This window comes from Shewanella sp. N2AIL, from assembly GCF_022690845.1.
Taxonomy (GTDB): domain Bacteria; phylum Pseudomonadota; class Gammaproteobacteria; order Enterobacterales; family Shewanellaceae; genus Shewanella; species Shewanella baltica.
Map to the genome: position 1 here is coordinate 23,346 of NZ_JALBYT010000019.1, position 18,392 is coordinate 41,737.

An 18,392-nucleotide genomic window follows, 5' to 3' on the forward strand; every position below is an offset into this window, starting at 1 on the left:
CAGTGTATAACCGCGGATGTGACATTAGCGTGACAATTTCATGTACTGGCACGACAATTTTGTCGCTTGTACAATTTGTAATCTAGCACTCTGGGAATTAGGCTCTAACGGGTGAGAGGGCGATTTAAATATCACGAGTATTGGTATAACATACGCGCCCTTTGTTAGAGTCCGCCTAGAAATGAGAATTTAAGATGCCGTTCGCCTTAGGTCAACGTTGGATAAGTGATACCGAGTCAGAGCTTGGTTTAGGAACTGTGGTTCAAGTAGAAGGCCGTATGGTCACTGTTTTATTCCCTGCCACGGGTGAGAATCGCATGTTCTCCCGAGCAGAAGCCCCTCTGACACGCGTTATATACAATCCCGGCGATTCGGTTGAAAGCCATGAAGGCTGGAGCCTTGCGGTCAGTGAATTGACCGAGAAAGACGGGATAGTGATCTATCACGGCATTCACAGTGAGACAGGCGAGCAAGCTACACTGCGTGAAACCCTGCTGAACCACAATATTCGTTTCAATAAACCCCAAGACCGTTTATTCGCCGGCCAAATCGATCGTCTCGACCGTTTTGGTGTGCGTTATCAGTGCCAAATGTTGCGCCACAAACTGGCCTCATCGGATTTGCTTGGTCTGCAAGGTCCACGCGTTGGACTTATTCCGCATCAAATGTGGATTGCCCATGAAGTCGGTCGTCGCTATGCGCCGCGTGTACTGCTGGCCGACGAAGTGGGCTTAGGTAAAACCATTGAAGCGGGTCTGATTATTCACCAACAACTGCTGACTGGCCGCGCCGAACGCATCCTGATTATCGTGCCAGATACTCTGCGCCATCAGTGGTTAGTGGAAATGCTGCGCCGCTTTAATCTGCGTTTTTCGGTATTCGATGAAGACCGTTGTGTGGAAGCCTATGCCGATCACGACAATCCTTTTTATACAGAACAATTAGTGATTTGTTCACTCGAATTACTGCGTAAGAAAAAACGTCTCGATCAAGCCCTAGATGCCGATTGGGATCTGTTAGTGGTTGACGAAGCTCACCACTTAGAATGGACCGAAGAAGCGCCAAGCCGCGCCTATCAAGTGGTTGAAGCATTAAGCGAAGTGATCCCAGGCGTTTTGCTATTAACCGCAACGCCGGATCAACTTGGCCATGAAAGTCACTTCGCCCGTTTGCGTCTGCTCGATCCGGATCGTTTCTACGATTACGATGCTTTCTTAGCTGAAGAAGACAGTTATAAAGACGTCGCCATTGCCGCCGAAGCCTTAGCTGGCAACGCTAAATTACCCGATGCCGCCATCAACAGCTTGACCGAATTACTGGGCGAAAAAGACATCAGCCCAAGTATTCGTTTAATCCAAGCCGACGGTATTGATGCCGAAATACAACAGGCCGCCCGTAGCGAATTACTGCAAGAATTACTTGACCGTCACGGTACTGGCCGCGTGTTATACCGAAACAGCCGCGCCTCGGTAAAAGGCTTTCCAAAGCGTTTCTTTAACGCTTACCCACACGCCATGCCAGATCAATATCAAACAGCCGCACGCGTCAGCGGCATGATGGGCGGACACAAGTCATTAGAGGCGAAAGCGGCGCAAGCCCTGAGTCCTGAAAAACTGTATCAAGAATTTGAAGATAACAGCGCCAGTTGGTGGAAGTTCGATCCCCGTGTGGATTGGTTAATCGAGTTCTTAAAATCACACCGCAGCAAAAAAGTGCTGATCATCGCCAGCCAAGCGGAAACCGCCCTGAGCTTAGAAGAAGCCCTGCGCACCCGCGAAGGGATTCAAGCGACGGTATTCCACGAAGGCATGTCGATTATCGAGCGCGATAAAGCCGGCGCTTACTTTGCCCAAGAGGAAGGCGGCGCACAGGCGTTGATCTGTTCTGAAATTGGTTCTGAAGGCCGTAACTTCCAGTTTGCCAGTCACTTAGTACTATTCGATCTGCCGCTAAACCCAGATCTATTGGAACAGCGCATCGGTCGTTTAGACCGTATCGGCCAGAAAAATGATATCCAAATTCACTTGCCGTACCTTGAAGACACCGCCCAAGAACGTTTGATGCAGTGGTATCACCAAGGGCTAAATGCCTTCGAACTGACTTGTCCGAGTGGCCATGTGCTTTACAGTGAATTTGCCGAAGATCTGTTAAACGTGCTTGTGGTTGATGACAGCGACGAGCTGACAAACCTGCTCAATCACACCCAGAGCCGTTATAAAGAACTCAAGCACGCCATGGAGCAAGGCCGCGACAAGCTGCTGGAAATCAACTCACACGGCGGCGAGAAGGCAATGGCTATCGTCCAACGCCTCGCCCAGAATGATGGTGATACCCATTTGATCGGTTCAGTGATCCGTCTGTGGGATATTATCGGTGTCGATCAAGAAGATAAGGGTGAAAACTCGATCATTCTGCGCCCGAGCGAGCACATGATGTTCCCAACCTACCCTGGCTTGCCAGAAGATGGCGTGACTGTGACCTTCGACCGTGACACAGCGTTATCTCGCGATGATATTGCGCTGATCACCCAAGAGCATCCACTGGTGCAAACGGGGCTAGATCTGATCACAGGTTCTGAAACCGGCACCACCAGCGTCGCGATACTGAAGAATAAAGCCCTACCTGCTGGTACCTTATTCTTAGAACTCATCTACATGGCCGATGCTTCTGCACCTAAGTCGAGCCAGTTGTATCGTTATTTACCACCAACACCCATTCGCGTGTTGCTGGATAAAAACGGTAACGATCTGTCGGCTAAAGTGGATTACGCCAGTTTCGATAAGCAATTGAGCGCGGTGAATCGTCATATTGGCGGCAAGTTAGTCACCGCATCTCAGCCAATTCTGCATCCGTTATTTGCTAAGGGTGAGGAATATGCTCAAGTGGTTGTCGATGAAATGGTCGCCCAAGCCAGAGATAAAATGACTCAGCAACTGAGCGCAGAGCTAAGTCGTTTAGAGTCACTTAAGGCGGTAAACCCCAATATTCGTGAGGAAGAATTGGAGTACCTGCGCAATCAGATGCAAGAGTTAAACACTTATCTGGATGCCAGCCAGTTACAACTCGATGCGATCCGTATGGTGCTCGTCAGCCACGTATAGGCCCGAGCTAAACCACAGGTTTCCATCAATTAGCCCAGCCAAAGCGCTGGGCTTTTTTATGCCCTGTGGCTTTCGATTCAAAGTGGTTTTCTATAATAAGCGGCTTTTGATGCTCAGCGGCGTCACTTCAACTGTCTTGGTTATCCGAAATAATGAGGCATGACCCTTTGGCGAGGAAAGTTCACTTTTTGGTAATTGTTCAGGTTATACTCAAGCACTGATGAATTTATGAGACTACACAGGTGGTTATCAATTCTATGGCACGCATTATTTCGCTTCTCTTTTGCCTCCTACTTGGTTTCACTTCCATCTCTTCCCGCGCGGCAGACCCAGCAACCGCTGCGCCAACGCCAGCCGAAGTCAGTGCTAAAAAATTAAATAACCGCTATTTACCCGAGAATGAAGTCAAACAAATCACCATAGACAATCAGCCCTACGATTTGTTAGTACGGCCATGGGAAGGGAAAAAGAAACTCGGTGCGGCAATCATTCTGCCCGCTACCAACGGCACCGCAGACGCGCCGGGATTGATGGCGTTTGTTCGTCGTAATATCAATCCAGCCGGTTGGGCCAGCTTAAGTTTAACCCCGCCAACTGAGCTGCCTGCGGCCAATTTTGCCACCGCCGCCACCGAAGTCACCTCGCCCGGCGCCGCGCAGTTAAGCTCACCGTCCAACAAACCTAGCCCTAAAATCAAGCCCGAAGATAACAGCAAACATCTGCAAGAGCAGGAAGACTTTCTGGTCCAAAGCATGTCGCAATTAGATACGGTCGGCGCAGACTATGCGGGCAAACGCATTTTGATCACCGCCGACCAAAGCGCAGGATTATTGATTAGCCTATTGAGCCAAAAGAAGATTGCCGATCCCGATGTGCTGATCGTCATCAATCCCTATCGTGAGGACGAAAAGCTCAACCAAGCACTCGCGGAGCAATTAGCGAAACTCACGCTGCCGATTTTAGATATCCAATCGCCGGACGGTCATCCCGCCTCATTAGAAACGGCCGCGAATCGTAAGATTTTAGCCGTGACCTTAAAAAGTCCTAACTACCGCCAAACCAGCTTAGCGCTCAATTTAGATAACGAGAGCGCATGGCAGAATTGCTTAAATGCGATTAAAGGCTTTTCCGCCCGCATGAGCGGCGCGCAGTAACAACGGCGATTTAAGCTAATTCAGACAAAATAGCATTACCAGCCCGACTGACGATATTGGTAAGGTTTCTGCGGATCTTTCAGCTGACGCGCCGCCGCTATCTTGCAATTTTTGCCTAACAATAACCGAATCTGACTAATAGACTCACGGCAAAGCAGGCTACGCACCGAAGCCGTCCAACTACGGTTAATGCTGAGTTTGATGGCCGCTGCTGCATCCGGTGAGGTTTGCATCAGTTGCTGCGCCAATTGTTGCGCCGCTTCCATCGGCGTCTCGCTCACTTGCGTCACGAGTCCTAAGGTCAGCGCTTCATTGCTCTCAAGCACTTTTGCCGTCAGGCTCAGCAGCATGGCTTGATCCTTAGGCATGATTTGCCTTAACGCGACCAACCCCGCCATATCGGGCACGAGTCCCCATTTCGCTTCCATAATCGATAACTTACAGTCATGGCTAGCGATGCGCACATCTGCGCCCAAGGCGATTTGCATACCGCCGCCATAGCAACAGCCTTCAAGTACGGCAATCACAGGTACGGGCAAGCGTTGCCAACCTAATGACACCCGCTGGGCCAAGTTCGCATTCCCCGGTAAACCCTTAAACAGTAACTTAACCGCCTGCATGGGTGCCGACATCACGCTTTTGACATCGAGTCCAGAGCTAAAATTGCCACCCGCCCCCGAGAGGATCACCGCTCGCACCCCACGATTGGATTTGATCTTTTTAATCGCACGGTCGAGCTCACTAAACATTAAATAATTAATCGCATTCATTTTTTCAGGACGATTAAGCAACACATAGGCGATGCCATCATCGATTTTGACTTGTACACTTTGGCCACTCATGAAATATTCCGTTACTGGTCAGTCCAGAATAAATGTTAACACGTTTGGAATAATTCACTAAAAGATATAACATGAGCCTGTTTTTTGACTTGAGTCAAAATATTGCCAATTCAAACATGGACTGAAGGCAACTTATGTTAGGCTGTCGCCACTACGTGCGGTAATCCTAATGTATCTTTCGATGAGATAGACTTATCGAACTCGGCAATGAAGTTACCTCGCCGCCAACATCGACACTTATGTAGCACTGTACTTGCCGCTAAGGATAAAGCCGCAAACAAATGGACTCAGTCGTCCGTTTTTATGCGCTACATCCTTGTTATTTGCTAAAAATTAGCCTGCTCGATTTAAGATTTTGCATCATGTGATTCAATAATGAGTCAAATTTTAATGTCAGCGAAAAAACGAAATTAATCAATAATATCTATAAGTTACATCTAGAAGATATAAATCAGACTTGCCCGAAGAACGCAATTCGTCAGTCGGACCTGAAAAATAAGTGTTATCTTCAATTAATGGGCAAATAAGGATCACTAGTCAGCATGTCAATATCTGTACTCATCTGTGACGATTCCGCCATGGCGCGTAAGCAAATGGCCCGCACGCTCCCAAAAGAGTGGGATGTGGAAATTACTTATGCGACCAATGGTGCCGAAGGCCTTGATGCTATCCGAGCCGGAAAAGGCGAAGTGGTATTTCTCGATCTCAACATGCCAGTGATGGACGGTTATGAAGTACTGCAAACCGTGCAGCAGCAGGATCTCCCCGCGCTGATCATTGTGGTCTCTGGCGACATTCAAATCAAAGCTCACGAGCGAGTCAAAGCCTTAGGCGCATTAGATTTTATTCAAAAACCCGTTAGCGCCGATGCCATCAGCAACATTTTGCAAGATTACGGCATCTTAACCCTGACGCAGAAAGATATCGCCGACGAAGTCCCGATGATCAAAGTCGACATGCGTGACGCTTGCCAAGAAATTGCCAACGTCGCCATGGGACGCGCCGCCGATCTGTTAGCTAAGTTACTCGATGTATTCGTGTTGCTGCCCATCCCCAATGTGAACGTGCTTGAGGTGAGTGAGTTGACCATGGCACTCAAAGCCACGGAAGAAAGCTCGACCGTATCGGCACTTTGCCAAGGTTTTATTGGGGCGGGGATTGCGGGTGAAGCCCTGCTCTTGTTCCATGATTCCAGCTTTAAGGACATGGCAAAGCTGATGGGATTAGCCAATCCTGAAGATAAAAATACTGAGATAGAAGTCCTGATCGATACTGGAAACGTGCTAATCGGCGCCTTCCTTAACGGTATTTCTGAACAGCTCGACATGAAATTTAGTCAGGCTCACCCTGTCGTGCTAGGACGGCACTGCACGGTTAACGATCTGATCCATGATAATTCAGAGAAATGGCAGCGAACTTTGGCTATGGAGATCAACTATCGGATTGAAGATCATAATATTCAATGCGATTTGTTACTGCTCTTCACCGAGGATTCTATCCCCACGCTTAGCTATAAACTCGGCTATTTACTCGATTAACCAGTTGGATTTTATCCTATGTCAAATGACCAAAGCGCAATGAACGAACTACACTGGCTCATCGATATGGTGCAAACCATAGAGGTGGGATTAGTGGTATTAGATCGCCATTACAATATCCAGCTGTGGAACGGTTTTATGGAGAATCACAGCGGTGTTTCCCCAAATTCGATCAAAGGTCAAAACCTGTTTACCCGCTTCCCCGATCTGCCCGCCACTTGGTTAAAGCAGAAAATGGAATCGGTTTTTATGCTTAAAAACCGTGCCTTTATCAGCTGGGAACAAAGGCCGTACGTTTTCCAATTTAAAAACTACCGCCCGATCACGGGCCGTGCTGACTACATGTACCAAAACGTGACCTTGTTGCCACTGGCATCGCTCACGGGACAAGTGACCCATATCAGCGTGATTATTTATGACGTGACTGATATCGCCATCAACAAGTTACAACTTAAAGCAGCCAACGAGCAACTCGAGCGCCTAAGCCAAACCGATGGCCTGACTCAGCTGCATAACCGTCGCCATTGGCAAGAATGTTTAGACCATGAGTACGATATATATGCCCGCTACTCAGGCATGGCAAGTTTAGTGATGATAGATATCGATAACTTTAAACATATCAACGACAGCTATGGTCATGTTGCGGGTGATAAAGTGATCCAGCATATCGCCCACTTACTCAGCCAATCCCTGCGTGAGACCGATTGCGCCGGACGTTATGGCGGCGAAGAATTTGCAGTCGTATTGCCCAAAACCAGCGGCGCCGATGCCATGTATTTCACCGAGCGACTCAGGGAAAAAATCGCCGCATCCGTCATTCTGTATGAAAGCCTGAAGATCTCTGTGACTGTGAGTTTAGGTGTGTGCGAAATTGGTTCCCACATCACCAGCAGCTCAAGCTGGATTTCTTGCTCCGATAAAGCGCTGTACGAAGCAAAGCAAAAAGGCCGTAATTGCAGCGTTTTGCATACCAGTACAAGTGTGAATAAAACGACCCAAGACTAACATATCAAACCAATAAAAATGCCCATCATAGATGGGCATTTTTATTTAAAACGGTACAGATTAGATATTCACGTACGAATTAATGAGGGAAACCATCATCTTCGTCGTCTTCATCTTCTTCGTCATCCATTTCATCACCGACGAAATAGGTGCCCCAACCGTCATATTCCACTTTCTGTTTTACCGCTAATTGCAGCAGTTGTTCTGCGGCTTTATCCAGTAATTCAACTTCTAGTTTGTGGTGCGCGACAGCATCGAAACAGAAAATAATTGAACCATCTTCCAGTTCCATTTCTTCAGCGTCGTTTACCTCAAAACCTAATTTAAAGGCATCTACTGCGGCTTTTTCGAGACGATCGAAATTGGTCGATGAAAAGTGATGCTCAATAATATATTCCGCATCAGGCTCTGAGCCATCGTCAAGCAGGGCTTGCACTATGTCACGATTCTCTGCAAGTTGGGCTTTTAACTGACTTTCAATAGACATGGATTTGTCTCCGTTAAGGTAAATCTGGCTCAAATTGGCATTATACCCAAACAACCTGAAGATGCAGGATTCAGCGGGAATTTAACGCACTTTAGGCAAGGCGGTTATTTGCAGACCTAGCGGGCTAAGTTAAAAATAACTAACTCAGCATAAAGTGCGTTAAAACCCGCCGGGACGGAGCGCCTAGGGCACTCCATTTCCGTGTTGCATCAATTCAAAAGGTGACCGACATTCTTTCATTGATGCACCTTGAATTGAAGCACCCTAGGCGCTCTGAAACTCGTATCTTCAGGTAGCTTGGGTATATTATACGTCATCACTCGCGAGAGTTTTACCCATAAGTGCTGCCGCCTCTTGATTTATCTCAGCAAATCTCGCCGACATGCTGGCATGAATTTGCGCAGAGAAGTTTTTCACATCGGCTTTATCTAAACCTGCGGTCGGCACAGGTGCCATCATATCGATAATGACTACACCGTTATTCCAGCGATTGAGCTTAATGTGGCTTTGGCACGAGGCCAATACCGGCACAACAGGCACTCCCGCCGCAATCGCAGTATGGAAAGCGCCCGCTTTAAAAGGTAACAAACCGCGCCCACGTGAACGTGTCCCTTCAGGGAAAATCCACACAGACAAATTCTTCTGTTTAATTTTTTCCACGGTTTTCGCCATAGTATCAAAGGCACTATGACGGTTTTTACGGTCGATCAGAATATTTCCTGACAACCAATAGATTTGACCGAATAATGGCATCCACGCCAAACTCTTCTTGCCCAAACTCACAGTGCCTTTAGGTACCGCTGTCGTGTGAGTGAAAAGATCGAAGTTATTCTGATGATTTGCGAGGAAAATATAGGGGCCATCCTGCACATCTTTATGTCGACGTACAATCACTTTGATCCCAAGGATCGGAGCGACCGATGAGAAGATCTTGGCGAACATATGTACATTGTCGCGGTGCCGAGGTCTTAATAAACACACTAAGCCACCAAAAATAAAGGCAAGCAACAATGACACCGCCAACAGCATTGATCTGACGATTAAAAGCACGATTTACTCCGACTATAAAAGTGGCGACAGTATATCCACCATGGCTTTGGGACTCAATATATTGTTTACATCTGTAAGCTGACTTGCTAACAAGCAAGCAAAAAAGCCCATCGATATACTGAAAATCCAGTGTATCTATGGGCTTTTATATCAATATTTATCTAAGCGTGGTGCTTTGGCAGGATTTCAGATCCCGTTGCCTGAGGCGTAACTTTAGCTAACACTAAACGGATCACTAAGGCACTCACGGCCAAAGTCGCGACAATCGCCGCACCGCTGGGCAGATCTAACGTCGCCGACAGGACTAATCCTAAAACATAGCCCAACAAACCGACGAGGTAAGCGTAAAATAACCGACCTTTACCGCGGTACTTGTTCAGTGCTAAAGCGGGCAATATCAAGGTACTGAACACCAGATAAACGCCAACTAATTCAACCGACAAGGTAATGACCAGCGCAAATAGCAGATAAAACCCTGCACCATCCAACATCTGGGGACGCAGGAATATCGCCAATAACACCAGTGAATACACCACTGCCGGCAAAATCAGTTGTGACCAACTCACCCACAGGATCTGACCTGACATCAATTGCTTTAACAGCTCGGCGCCGTGTGGATCGTTCGCCAGCAGCAACATAGCCGCTACCGCAGACAACACATAAAAGCAGCCAATCATTGCCTCCAACTCACCCGCCATCCGCTTAGATAACCAAGCGATAAACCCTGCGCCCGCGAGGGCAAACAGCGCTGGCATCCACACATTAGCAAACGGCATGTCTTCTAATCTGTGGTCCATGTGAGCGACAATCGCGCCTAAGGCGGCAACTTGCGCTATCGCTAAATCGATAAAGATGATGCCACGCTTAAGTACTTGTCTCCCAAGTACAATATGCGTCGACAACACTAAGATCCCCGCTGCCAATGCAGGCAACAGAATCGACATCAGTTCAAGATCAAACATAGGTTTATTTCACTCCATTTAAGAGGGAAATCACGCTGTCATAAAGGCTAAATAAATCTTGGCTCTTATCGTTGCCCCCCACAGACATAGGCAGCATCACCACGGGCAAGTGCGCTTTTTCACCCAGCCATTTCGCACCGCGCTCGTCCTGATAAGAGGCCACGACCACCGCCAGAATATCCCCTTGTTCAGCGCGCGTCAGCAGACTCGCTAAATGGCCGCTAGTCGGAGCCAAACCCGGTTTAGGCTCTAAATCTGCCACTTGCTCGATACCAATCCAGTTGAATAAGTATCTGAAGCTTGAGTGGTAAGCGATCACTTTTTTACCTTGTAATCCCTTAGCTTGCTCTTCCCAACGCGGGACTGCGGCTTGCCAGCGAGTGGTAAAATCTGCCAGTGACTTTTGATAATCGACCGCGCCAGCAGGATCTAACTGAGTCAGCTTAGCACTCAGTGCCGTGGCGACTTTTAACAGCCGCGTCGGGTCGAAATGAATATGTGGATTGCCTTGGGCATGCACATCACCCATGCTGCGATCGACACTGGCCAGCTTATCTAAGGTCTCGATTTGATCGGCGGCGAAAAATAAGCCTTGATCGGTCGAGCGCACATTCGCGTTTGCCGACTTCATTTGCAGCATAGGCAACCAACCGACTTCAAGATCGGCACCAGCGCAGACCACAAGATCCGCCTGACGCATTTTGGCGATCAAACTCGGACGCGCCTGCACTTGGTGCGGGTCCTGCAATGCCGTTGTTGCCGAATAGATGCTCGCCGTAGGAGCCAGCTCCTTCGCTAATGCCGCATATTCAGGTTCACAGGCAAACACGTTCAGTTCGGCGTGGGCCAAACCGGTATAAGTGACAGATAAGGCCACTGCGGCCAATTTAGCTAAATTAGAATTGATGCGCACCGTGAGCCCCCAGAGACATAATGTATTGAATTGTGAAGATGTTATCGTCTTCAATTCCGTCGAAGTTAGTACCCTTTTGATTGGTATACTGGAAACGAACCGTCGAGAAATGGCTAGAATGCCAAGCCAAACTCACCTCAGATTCTTTCAACTTCTGCCCATGGAAATGATCGCCATGGAGCTCTTGCGTATCCGCTTCACCATAACGCACACCCGCTGACCAGCTCGGCGTAAATTGGTACACACTGCTCAGATACCAACCTTGGTGGTAATCTTGGCTCGGCGCATCCTCAGGATGCAGATCGACAGGGGTAAAATCGCTCACCCGATAATACTCGCCGCTCACAGTAAGATTCTGATATTTGTAGTTACCGTTAGGCGCCCACTTATAAACAAAATCAGCACCATAGGTATTTTTACCTGTGTACGATGCGGCGTGGCTATGACCTGCGTGCTCATCACCATGGTCATGCTCATCTTCATGCTCGCCTTCTTCATGGGCAGTCACTTGGCCATTCTCGTTACGCAGGTAACTTAAACCCGCTTGCCATGAGCTGTTATCGCCTATGTCGCCACCGATTTTTGAGTACAAGGTATAAACGCCGACCTTCTTAAACTCACGTTCACCATGCTCATCGGCGGCACGTAAACTGTCGCCCTTAAAGGCTTCAACGCCCATAGTCCAATACAAGTCAGTTGGTGCTACATAGTTGAAACGTATACCATCATCAAAATAATGGCCGCCTAAAAATGCACGGTAAACCACAGGACGGTCGGTGAAAGAATCTGTGTGTAAATGTTGGTTATTGAGGTAACCAATGTCCGATAGGAAACGACCACCGCGGATAGAAAAGCCAGCTGGCATCGCCATGGTTTGAATGAAGGCTTCTTCAAGATTCAGCTCAGTGTCACCGTCATGCATCTCAACCACAGCAGTGACTTTACCGTAAAACATATCATCGATATTGGCGCTCAGGGCCAGCTCAGTCTCACCTAAACCAAAGCCATCCGGGCTCTCGGCTAATGGACGCTCACCCGTTTGATAGTAACCATTTAATACGGCGCTGATCGCTGGGTTAGTGAGGCTCGAATCTTCAGCCAATAGGCTAGGCGAAACAAACGCACACGCCAAAGCCACCAAAGAAATTCGGGTATTTAAAACAGTCATGATATCTCCAAAATACAACTAGCACTCGACGACTAATATAAAGTCATCAAGAAATACAATAAGTTAAAATGTTTGAGTTGATTTAGAGCGTGGCAGGAGGTGCACGACTGCGATAAACACTGACGTGTTCAGAAATGGAGGGGGGTAAAACAAATTCGACCACATCGAAATGCTGCACGCCTAAATTGAACGTCAGCGGTTGGGTCAATAAAATCTTGTTGAGCTGGTGCTGATGGAAGCACAGGGTACAGTGGGTCTTAGCCCCATCGTCAAGATGAGTCACACTATGGGCTGAGGCGGCAAAAGACAGCAATATCAAGATGGCCGAAAGCCATATCGAAATCGTGCGTCTAATGTGACGTTTAAGTCTCACTCAGTCGTCCCCATAGTTAAAAAGTTGCATAAGTCTATGTCAGGGCCATAGCAAGTTGCAATAAGGTAATCACTTTGCAAAAGGTTACAAGATATTTGAAGTAGGTAATTTTAGCGGCAACTTGCCTCGTACATAACGGCGAAACCTTACGGGAGTGCTGGTAAAAGAGTGCATTTAAGATTAGCTTAAGTGAGTGTAACTATAGTGTATTTAGTTTTTATGTCAGCGAGCACAACGGCGAAATTGAGCTCGATATGGCGTCCGTTTTTAACCACCAAAAGGCAACTCTCATGCTAGCATTTTTTCGTGAAAACTTAGGGCTTATCTTAGGGATAGTGATTTTCAGCGTGGTGATATTTGGTGGAATTTATTACGTTGAGCATTCCTTAGCGGCCCAAGAACAAGTCGTTCAGTAAACCAGGAGTCACACTCTGTGGCGGTAATTCACCTGGGTAAACTCCTTCTTCGCTATACCTTGAGCGCCCGCTAAAGGCGCTCGAATCATTTCTGCCTCAGCAGATTGTCTTATTGCTTTGTTATCGGTACTTCTGTCTTTGGTCACTATCATCGACGGGTTCCGGCGCTTCAATGGTGATCACTTGGTCCATAAAGTGACTCACGAACAACAACATCAGCGAAAAAATCATCACAGGGATCGCAAAGTGCCGCACTGAGGCATCAAAATAACTGTATCCCGCCGTAAACACACTCAAATAAAAGCCTAATAACTTAAGCTTAGCCAATGTTGGGCTACGGCCTAACCAAGCGGTGCAGTGAGGACAACGCACTTGGGCGTCAAAACCTTTGCCTCTTTGTTGGGTGATGTCACTGACCTTGATGTACTGATTACAATGGGAACACAACATGAAAACACGATTCCTAAATAGCGATGCGCAAGTTTACCAGATCCCTGCCAGAGTGCGGCCTGCAAATGCTGATAAAAGGCTAATCTTGTCGAAAATGCAGGGAAAACCACGAGCCCAGCAGTAAGCCAAATACACCCTTGCTACAAAAAACCTTAGCTCCGAAGCAAATTTCACTCGACGACGTTTTACAGTCAATCCGGCAGCCACTATCATACTCAAACATATTTCTATTTAAGATCACACCTATGCATCGCTACCTCGCTCTAGTGTTTGCCCTATTTATTCCATTGTTAAGCCTTTCATCTCCAACGCAAGCCGAACCTGTCGCAGTAACCGATAATACATCAACCACACCTGTGGCGGTCAAAGCCGAACTGGCTATGTTGCAACAGGCTATCGATACCGATATCCATAAACTAAAACATGCCAAAGGTGAGTTGAAAACGATTGTCGAATATCGCATTCAAAACAAAACCTTACAGTTACGTAATAAGATTAAAGATCTGCTCGAAGCAACACCGATCGACAGTGCTTTTCTGCAGCCATTGATCCAAGGGCAATTGAACTACATCCAACAGATTGATAGCTATATCGATGACAACATTGATAAATTAGAGCAGCAATTAGGCTCAGGTAAAGATGATGCGATTCTGCTCGATATCTCTAAGCGCGAATTAGACAAAGACACCTATTACAAACAACAACTCGAGACACTCAATTGGCTCGAACAAGTTGGCCAAGATGTTAGCGAAGCACAAGAGTCCCTGCTGCAAATCTTGATTGCGCGTGCAGATATGCTAGAAAGTTTAGTGACTTACACCCAGCAGCAACTGCAAGCCGCGGTCGATACCGCAACCAATGCCGGTAAAGATGTCACGTCGGCGCAAACTAGCCATGTGATGATGCTAAAGGAACGTTTGGCCCAAAATAGCCAAAGCTTAAATATCGACATCAACTTACTCGATGCTTTAGGCCAAGACACCGCCGCGCTGAAAAAGACCTTGTTCAGTGTGTCAGGCGATATTACTCAGGACGTGTTGAGCTTTGATGTGGCCTCGAGCTTAGTCGAGCAGTGGCTGAATACAGCGCAGGAACAAGCGATAAATCATGGCCCTACCGTCGTGTTTAAGTTGTTTGTATTCTGCTTGATCTTAATTATCGCGGGTCTAGCCGGCAAGTTAGCCAAACAGATAGTGAAGAATACCGTTAGCAATTCTAAGTTGAATTTGAGCAAGTTATTACAAGACTTCTTCACCTCGCTATCAGGCAAAGCCGTCTTTACCATAGGACTCTTGGTCGCCCTGTCCCAGCTTGGGATCGAACTTGGGCCGCTACTCGCAGGCTTTGGTATTGCGGGTGTGATTATTGGTTTTGCCCTGCAAGATACCCTGTCGAATTTTGCCTCTGGCATGATGATCTTAATTTATCGTCCCTACGATGTGGGTGATTTAATCAACGCCGCTGGCGTCACGGGTCGAGTAAGCCACATGAGTCTGGTCTCGACTACGATTAAAACCATGGATAACCAACGTCTTATTATTCCTAACAATAAGATTTGGGGCGACACTATTAACAACATCACGGCCGAGCACCAACGTCGAGTGGATATGACATTTGGTATTGGTTACAGCGACAATATCGAACATGCTGAAGCGATTCTCAAATCCATCGTCGAGGCGCATCCAAAGGTGCAAGCACTGCCAGCGCCAACGATTAAACTGCATCTGCTGGGGGAATCTTCGGTCGACTTTATCGTGCGCCCTTGGGCGAAACCGGAAGATTATTGGGAAGTGTATTGGGACATTACCCGTGAAGTGAAAATGCGTTTCGACGCCGAAGGGATCAGCATTCCGTTCCCGCAGCGCGATGTGCATATCTATCAAACCACGAAGTAACCTTTCTAAAACTAGCGCTAAAACCTTAAACCAGCCAAAGCGTTAAACCAGCATTAGCACGTTAAACCAGAGTCAAAGGGCGTAGCAGCAAGCTCGCCCTTTTTTATCTCTGCAGCGCTTTTGCATCTAAGCGTGAGTTTTCATTGAAATGTTAGTTTTGAATCTAAACGTTAGCCTAAACCGACTATCTCACCTTTGGCATCAATATCGATTTTCAAGTAACCCGGCTTAAGCCCAAGGCCTGGCATAGTCATCACATTCCCCACTAAGGCAGTTATAAATCCCGCTCCCGCATGTAACACTAACTCTCGCACTGGCACCACAAAATCCTTAGGAACACCCTTTAAGCTAGGATCGTGGCTAATGGATAACGGCGTTTTGGCCATACACAGGGGCAAATGTCCATAGCCAAGGGCAGTCAGTTTCTGTACCTGTTGTTTCGCCTCGATAGAAAGACTCACGCCTGCAGCGCCATAACCCACTTCGGCTAAGGTGGACAACTTAGCCTCTAATGACGCTTCATCTGGATATAACAGTTTGAACTGACTCTCAGTTTCAGCGGCGCGAACCACAGTTTGTGCTAAGGCGATAGCGCCCGCCTCCCCTTGGCTGAAGGCATCGCTAATTTCACAGCCAAAGGCGGCACTCGCGTTGACAGCTTCGATTAGCCATTGCAACTCAGCATCGGAATCAGTGGCGAAACGATTAATGGCAACCACCACAGGAATGCCATAACGCGCCACATTGTTGATATGCCAGTTTAAATTTGCAAAGCCCGCTTCGAGTCGAGCCTGATCTGGGGCATTGATGTTTGTCGCATTGATGTTTGGCACATGGATATTTGATACATTGCTATCCACCTCAGTTGCCAAGCCACTATTGGCCTTCAGCGCTTTTAAAGTCGTCACCAACACCGCGGCAGCTGGCGCCTGACCCGATTGACGAACCTTGATATTACAGAACTTTTCAAAGCCCATATCCGAGCCAAAACCACCTTCAGTCACCACAAAATCCGCCAGCCTGAGGGCGATATCATCGGCAATGATCGACGAGTTACCGTGGGCAATATTGGCAAAGGGTCCCGAATGGATCAGACAAGGCGAGCCATTTAAGGTCTGCATTAACGTCGGTTTTATCGCATCGGCCATGATGGCCGTCATCGCCCCAGCCACACCTAAGTCTTCGGCGGTAATCACTTGCCCTTGGGTATTTAAGGCCAGCACTAAACGACCGATCCGCGCCCGCATATCCGCCAAATCATGGCTTAAGGCTAAAATCGCCATCAACTCAGAGGCGGCAGTAATATCAAAACTAGATCCGTACTCCGGGCCGTTATTATCGCCTAAGCCCACATGAATTTGCCTAAGGCAGCGATCATTATGATCGACCACTCGGTGCCAGCGGATCTCGTTGGGAGCTATATCCAAAAACGCTTGTCCAGATTGCGCTTCAAATTCTGTTTTACCTAAGCGCGCCTCGTGGAATAGCCGCGCCGCAATCGCCGCGGCCCCTAAATTGTGGGCACTACTGACGGCATGAATGTCACCCGTGAGATGTAAGTTCATCTCCTGCATGGGCACCACTTGCGCATAACCGCCACCCGCAGCACCGCCTTTCACCCCAAACACAGGTCCCATGCTGGGCTGACGAATACAAGCACAGGCCTTTTGGCCTATGGCATTTAACGATTGCGTTAAGCCAATGCTCGTCACCGTTTTACCTTCGCCGTGGGGCGTAGGCGTAACTGCGGTGACGATAATCAATTTACCTTTGCGTTGCCCCGCTAAACGCTGCAACACGCTAAGCTCCACCTTGGCTTTAGTGTGACCAAATAGCATCATCTCTTCGGGTAACAGGCCTAAGTCGGCGCCCAGTTCGGTGATGTTTTTAAGGCTTGCGCGACTCGAAATATCCATATCTGTCAGCATGCGTCGATTTCTCCCTTTCAGATACGCTTTGGTTTAGTATGAGGGGTTGCTAAGCACAACACTCATTGAATAGGGCGGATATTAGGTGATTGGCTTTAAGATATATAGCCATCGAAAGGGTTAATGAGCGATTCCTTAATCTGTATCAAATATTTTGCCCTGCGCCCTATAAATCCAAAGCACACAGTCCCAAAGAGGAACAGCATGAGCGAGTCCCATTTTACTTTTTCTGAATTTGTTGCTGGTTTCTGGCGAATGGAAAGCTGGGACATGACGCCCATGCAGCGCCTTAGCCTGATTGAGCAATACCTAGAACTAGGCGTGACCACTATGGATCACGCTGATATTTATGGCCAATATCAATGCGAAACCTTGTTTGGCGAGGCATTAGCCTTAAAGCCTGCACTGCGCCAACAGATGCAAATTGTCAGTAAGTGCGGTATTAAACCCGCGTTTGCCTGCCGCCCTGAGCGCTACGTTAATCACTACGACACCTCCTGCAAGCATATTATTGCCAGCGTCGAGCATTCCCTTAAACAGCTCAATACCGACTATTTAGATCTGCTGCTGATCCACAGACCCGATCCCCTGATGGACGCTGATGCGGTCGCCGAGGCATTTAAGATCCTCAAGCAAGCAGGTAAAGTGCAGCATTTTGGCGTATCGAACTTCACCAATGCACAGTTTTCCTTGCTGCAATCGCGCTTGGATGCTCCTTTAGTCACTAATCAAGTGGAACTCTCGCCACTAGCGATGAGCACCCTACACGACGGTACGCTCGATTTGTGCCAGCAACGTCGTATTCGGCCTATGGCTTGGTCGTGCTTAGCGGGCGGAAAGATTTTTGAAACCACTAATCCACAGGCAGTTCGCTTGCATCAAACCCTCAAGCTCATCGCCGAGCAAGTGGGAGCCCAAGATATCAGCCAAGTGATTTATGCCTGGGTTCGTATGCTACCAAGCCGACCGGTGCCGCTTATCGGCAGTGGCAATATCGAGCGGATAAAGCGTGCCGTTGCCTCCAATGAGATCCAGCTCGATCGCCAGCAATGGTTCAGTATTTGGCAGGCATCTATGGGTCACAGCGTACCTTAATTTTTACCTCCCAAA

Annotated in this window: 16 protein-coding genes; 7 read left to right on the plus strand and 9 right to left on the minus strand. The window is 47.9% G+C overall.

The window, feature by feature from the left end; genetic code table 11:
* Window positions 1–194: 194 nt before the first annotated feature.
* Window positions 195–3,101, plus strand: a complete 2,907-nt coding sequence (gene rapA, locus MO387_RS12390; RefSeq protein ID WP_107949322.1) for an RNA polymerase-associated protein RapA — start codon at window positions 195–197, stop codon at window positions 3,099–3,101.
* A 257-nt stretch (window positions 3,102–3,358) separates the two neighbouring features.
* A complete protein-coding gene (locus MO387_RS12395; protein ID WP_107949324.1) occupies window positions 3,359–4,255 on the plus strand; it encodes a DUF3530 family protein in 897 nt (298 codons plus the stop codon).
* A gap of 35 nt (window positions 4,256–4,290) precedes the next feature.
* Here MO387_RS12395 and MO387_RS12400 read toward each other — a convergent pair whose 3' ends face one another.
* Window positions 4,291–5,097 carry a crotonase/enoyl-CoA hydratase family protein gene (locus MO387_RS12400; protein WP_107949326.1) on the minus strand — a complete coding sequence of 269 codons (807 nt, stop codon included), beginning with the start codon at window positions 5,095–5,097 and terminating at the stop codon, window positions 4,291–4,293.
* Between the two features lie 542 nt (window positions 5,098–5,639).
* Between MO387_RS12400 and MO387_RS12405 the strand changes: the two genes are divergently transcribed.
* Both MO387_RS12405 and MO387_RS12410 read left to right on the plus strand, forming a co-directional pair.
* The gene (locus MO387_RS12405) at window positions 5,640–6,635 is read left to right on the plus strand and encodes a response regulator (RefSeq protein ID WP_006080020.1); all 996 of its coding nucleotides are present in this window, start codon (window positions 5,640–5,642) and stop codon (window positions 6,633–6,635) included.
* 18 nt (window positions 6,636–6,653) lie between these two features.
* Window positions 6,654–7,640: a sensor domain-containing diguanylate cyclase gene (locus tag MO387_RS12410; protein ID WP_006080017.1), complete on the plus strand. Its 987-nt coding sequence runs from the start codon at window positions 6,654–6,656 to the stop codon at window positions 7,638–7,640.
* Between the two features lie 79 nt (window positions 7,641–7,719).
* On the opposite strand, the gene rraB is transcribed toward MO387_RS12410, so the two are convergent.
* From rraB to MO387_RS12440, 6 genes are all read right to left on the minus strand, one after another.
* On the minus strand, window positions 7,720–8,127 hold the full coding sequence (rraB, locus tag MO387_RS12415; protein ID WP_107949328.1) for a ribonuclease E inhibitor RraB: 408 nt from the start codon (window positions 8,125–8,127) through the stop codon (window positions 7,720–7,722).
* Window positions 8,128–8,433: 306 nt separating this feature from the next.
* Window positions 8,434–9,177 carry a 1-acylglycerol-3-phosphate O-acyltransferase gene (locus tag MO387_RS12420; protein WP_012090274.1) on the minus strand — a complete coding sequence of 248 codons (744 nt, stop codon included), beginning with the start codon at window positions 9,175–9,177 and terminating at the stop codon, window positions 8,434–8,436.
* A gap of 161 nt (window positions 9,178–9,338) precedes the next feature.
* Window positions 9,339–10,139, minus strand: a complete 801-nt coding sequence (locus MO387_RS12425; protein WP_107949331.1) for a metal ABC transporter permease — start codon at window positions 10,137–10,139, stop codon at window positions 9,339–9,341.
* A 4-nt stretch (window positions 10,140–10,143) separates the two neighbouring features.
* The gene (locus tag MO387_RS12430) at window positions 10,144–11,052 is read right to left on the minus strand and encodes a zinc ABC transporter substrate-binding protein (RefSeq protein WP_199908761.1); all 909 of its coding nucleotides are present in this window, start codon (window positions 11,050–11,052) and stop codon (window positions 10,144–10,146) included.
* The gene (locus MO387_RS12435; protein ID WP_006084229.1) at window positions 11,036–12,220 is read right to left on the minus strand and encodes a membrane protein; all 1,185 of its coding nucleotides are present in this window, start codon (window positions 12,218–12,220) and stop codon (window positions 11,036–11,038) included. The genes MO387_RS12430 and MO387_RS12435 overlap by 17 nt, the downstream gene beginning before the upstream one ends.
* A gap of 82 nt (window positions 12,221–12,302) precedes the next feature.
* The gene (locus MO387_RS12440) at window positions 12,303–12,593 is read right to left on the minus strand and encodes a hypothetical protein (RefSeq protein ID WP_006084230.1); all 291 of its coding nucleotides are present in this window, start codon (window positions 12,591–12,593) and stop codon (window positions 12,303–12,305) included.
* 290 nt (window positions 12,594–12,883) lie between these two features.
* On the opposite strand from MO387_RS12440, the gene MO387_RS21185 reads away from it, so the two are divergent.
* On the plus strand, window positions 12,884–13,009 hold the full coding sequence (locus MO387_RS21185) for a hypothetical protein (RefSeq protein ID WP_086010635.1): 126 nt from the start codon (window positions 12,884–12,886) through the stop codon (window positions 13,007–13,009).
* 120 nt (window positions 13,010–13,129) lie between these two features.
* Here the strand turns inward: MO387_RS21185 and MO387_RS12445 are convergent, their stop codons facing one another.
* On the minus strand, window positions 13,130–13,459 hold the full coding sequence (locus tag MO387_RS12445) for a hypothetical protein (RefSeq protein WP_006084232.1): 330 nt from the start codon (window positions 13,457–13,459) through the stop codon (window positions 13,130–13,132).
* Between the two features lie 245 nt (window positions 13,460–13,704).
* Here MO387_RS12445 and MO387_RS12450 point away from each other — a divergent pair, with 245 nt between their 5' ends.
* The gene (locus MO387_RS12450; protein ID WP_107949333.1) at window positions 13,705–15,354 is read left to right on the plus strand and encodes a mechanosensitive ion channel domain-containing protein; all 1,650 of its coding nucleotides are present in this window, start codon (window positions 13,705–13,707) and stop codon (window positions 15,352–15,354) included.
* 170 nt (window positions 15,355–15,524) lie between these two features.
* Here the strand turns inward: MO387_RS12450 and MO387_RS12455 are convergent, their stop codons facing one another.
* A complete protein-coding gene (locus MO387_RS12455; RefSeq protein ID WP_107949335.1) occupies window positions 15,525–17,282 on the minus strand; it encodes a formate--tetrahydrofolate ligase in 1,758 nt (585 codons plus the stop codon).
* 204 nt (window positions 17,283–17,486) lie between these two features.
* Here MO387_RS12455 and MO387_RS12460 point away from each other — a divergent pair, with 204 nt between their 5' ends.
* Window positions 17,487–18,377, plus strand: a complete 891-nt coding sequence (locus MO387_RS12460) for an aldo/keto reductase family oxidoreductase (RefSeq protein ID WP_107949337.1) — start codon at window positions 17,487–17,489, stop codon at window positions 18,375–18,377.
* Window positions 18,378–18,392: the final 15 nt, after the last annotated feature.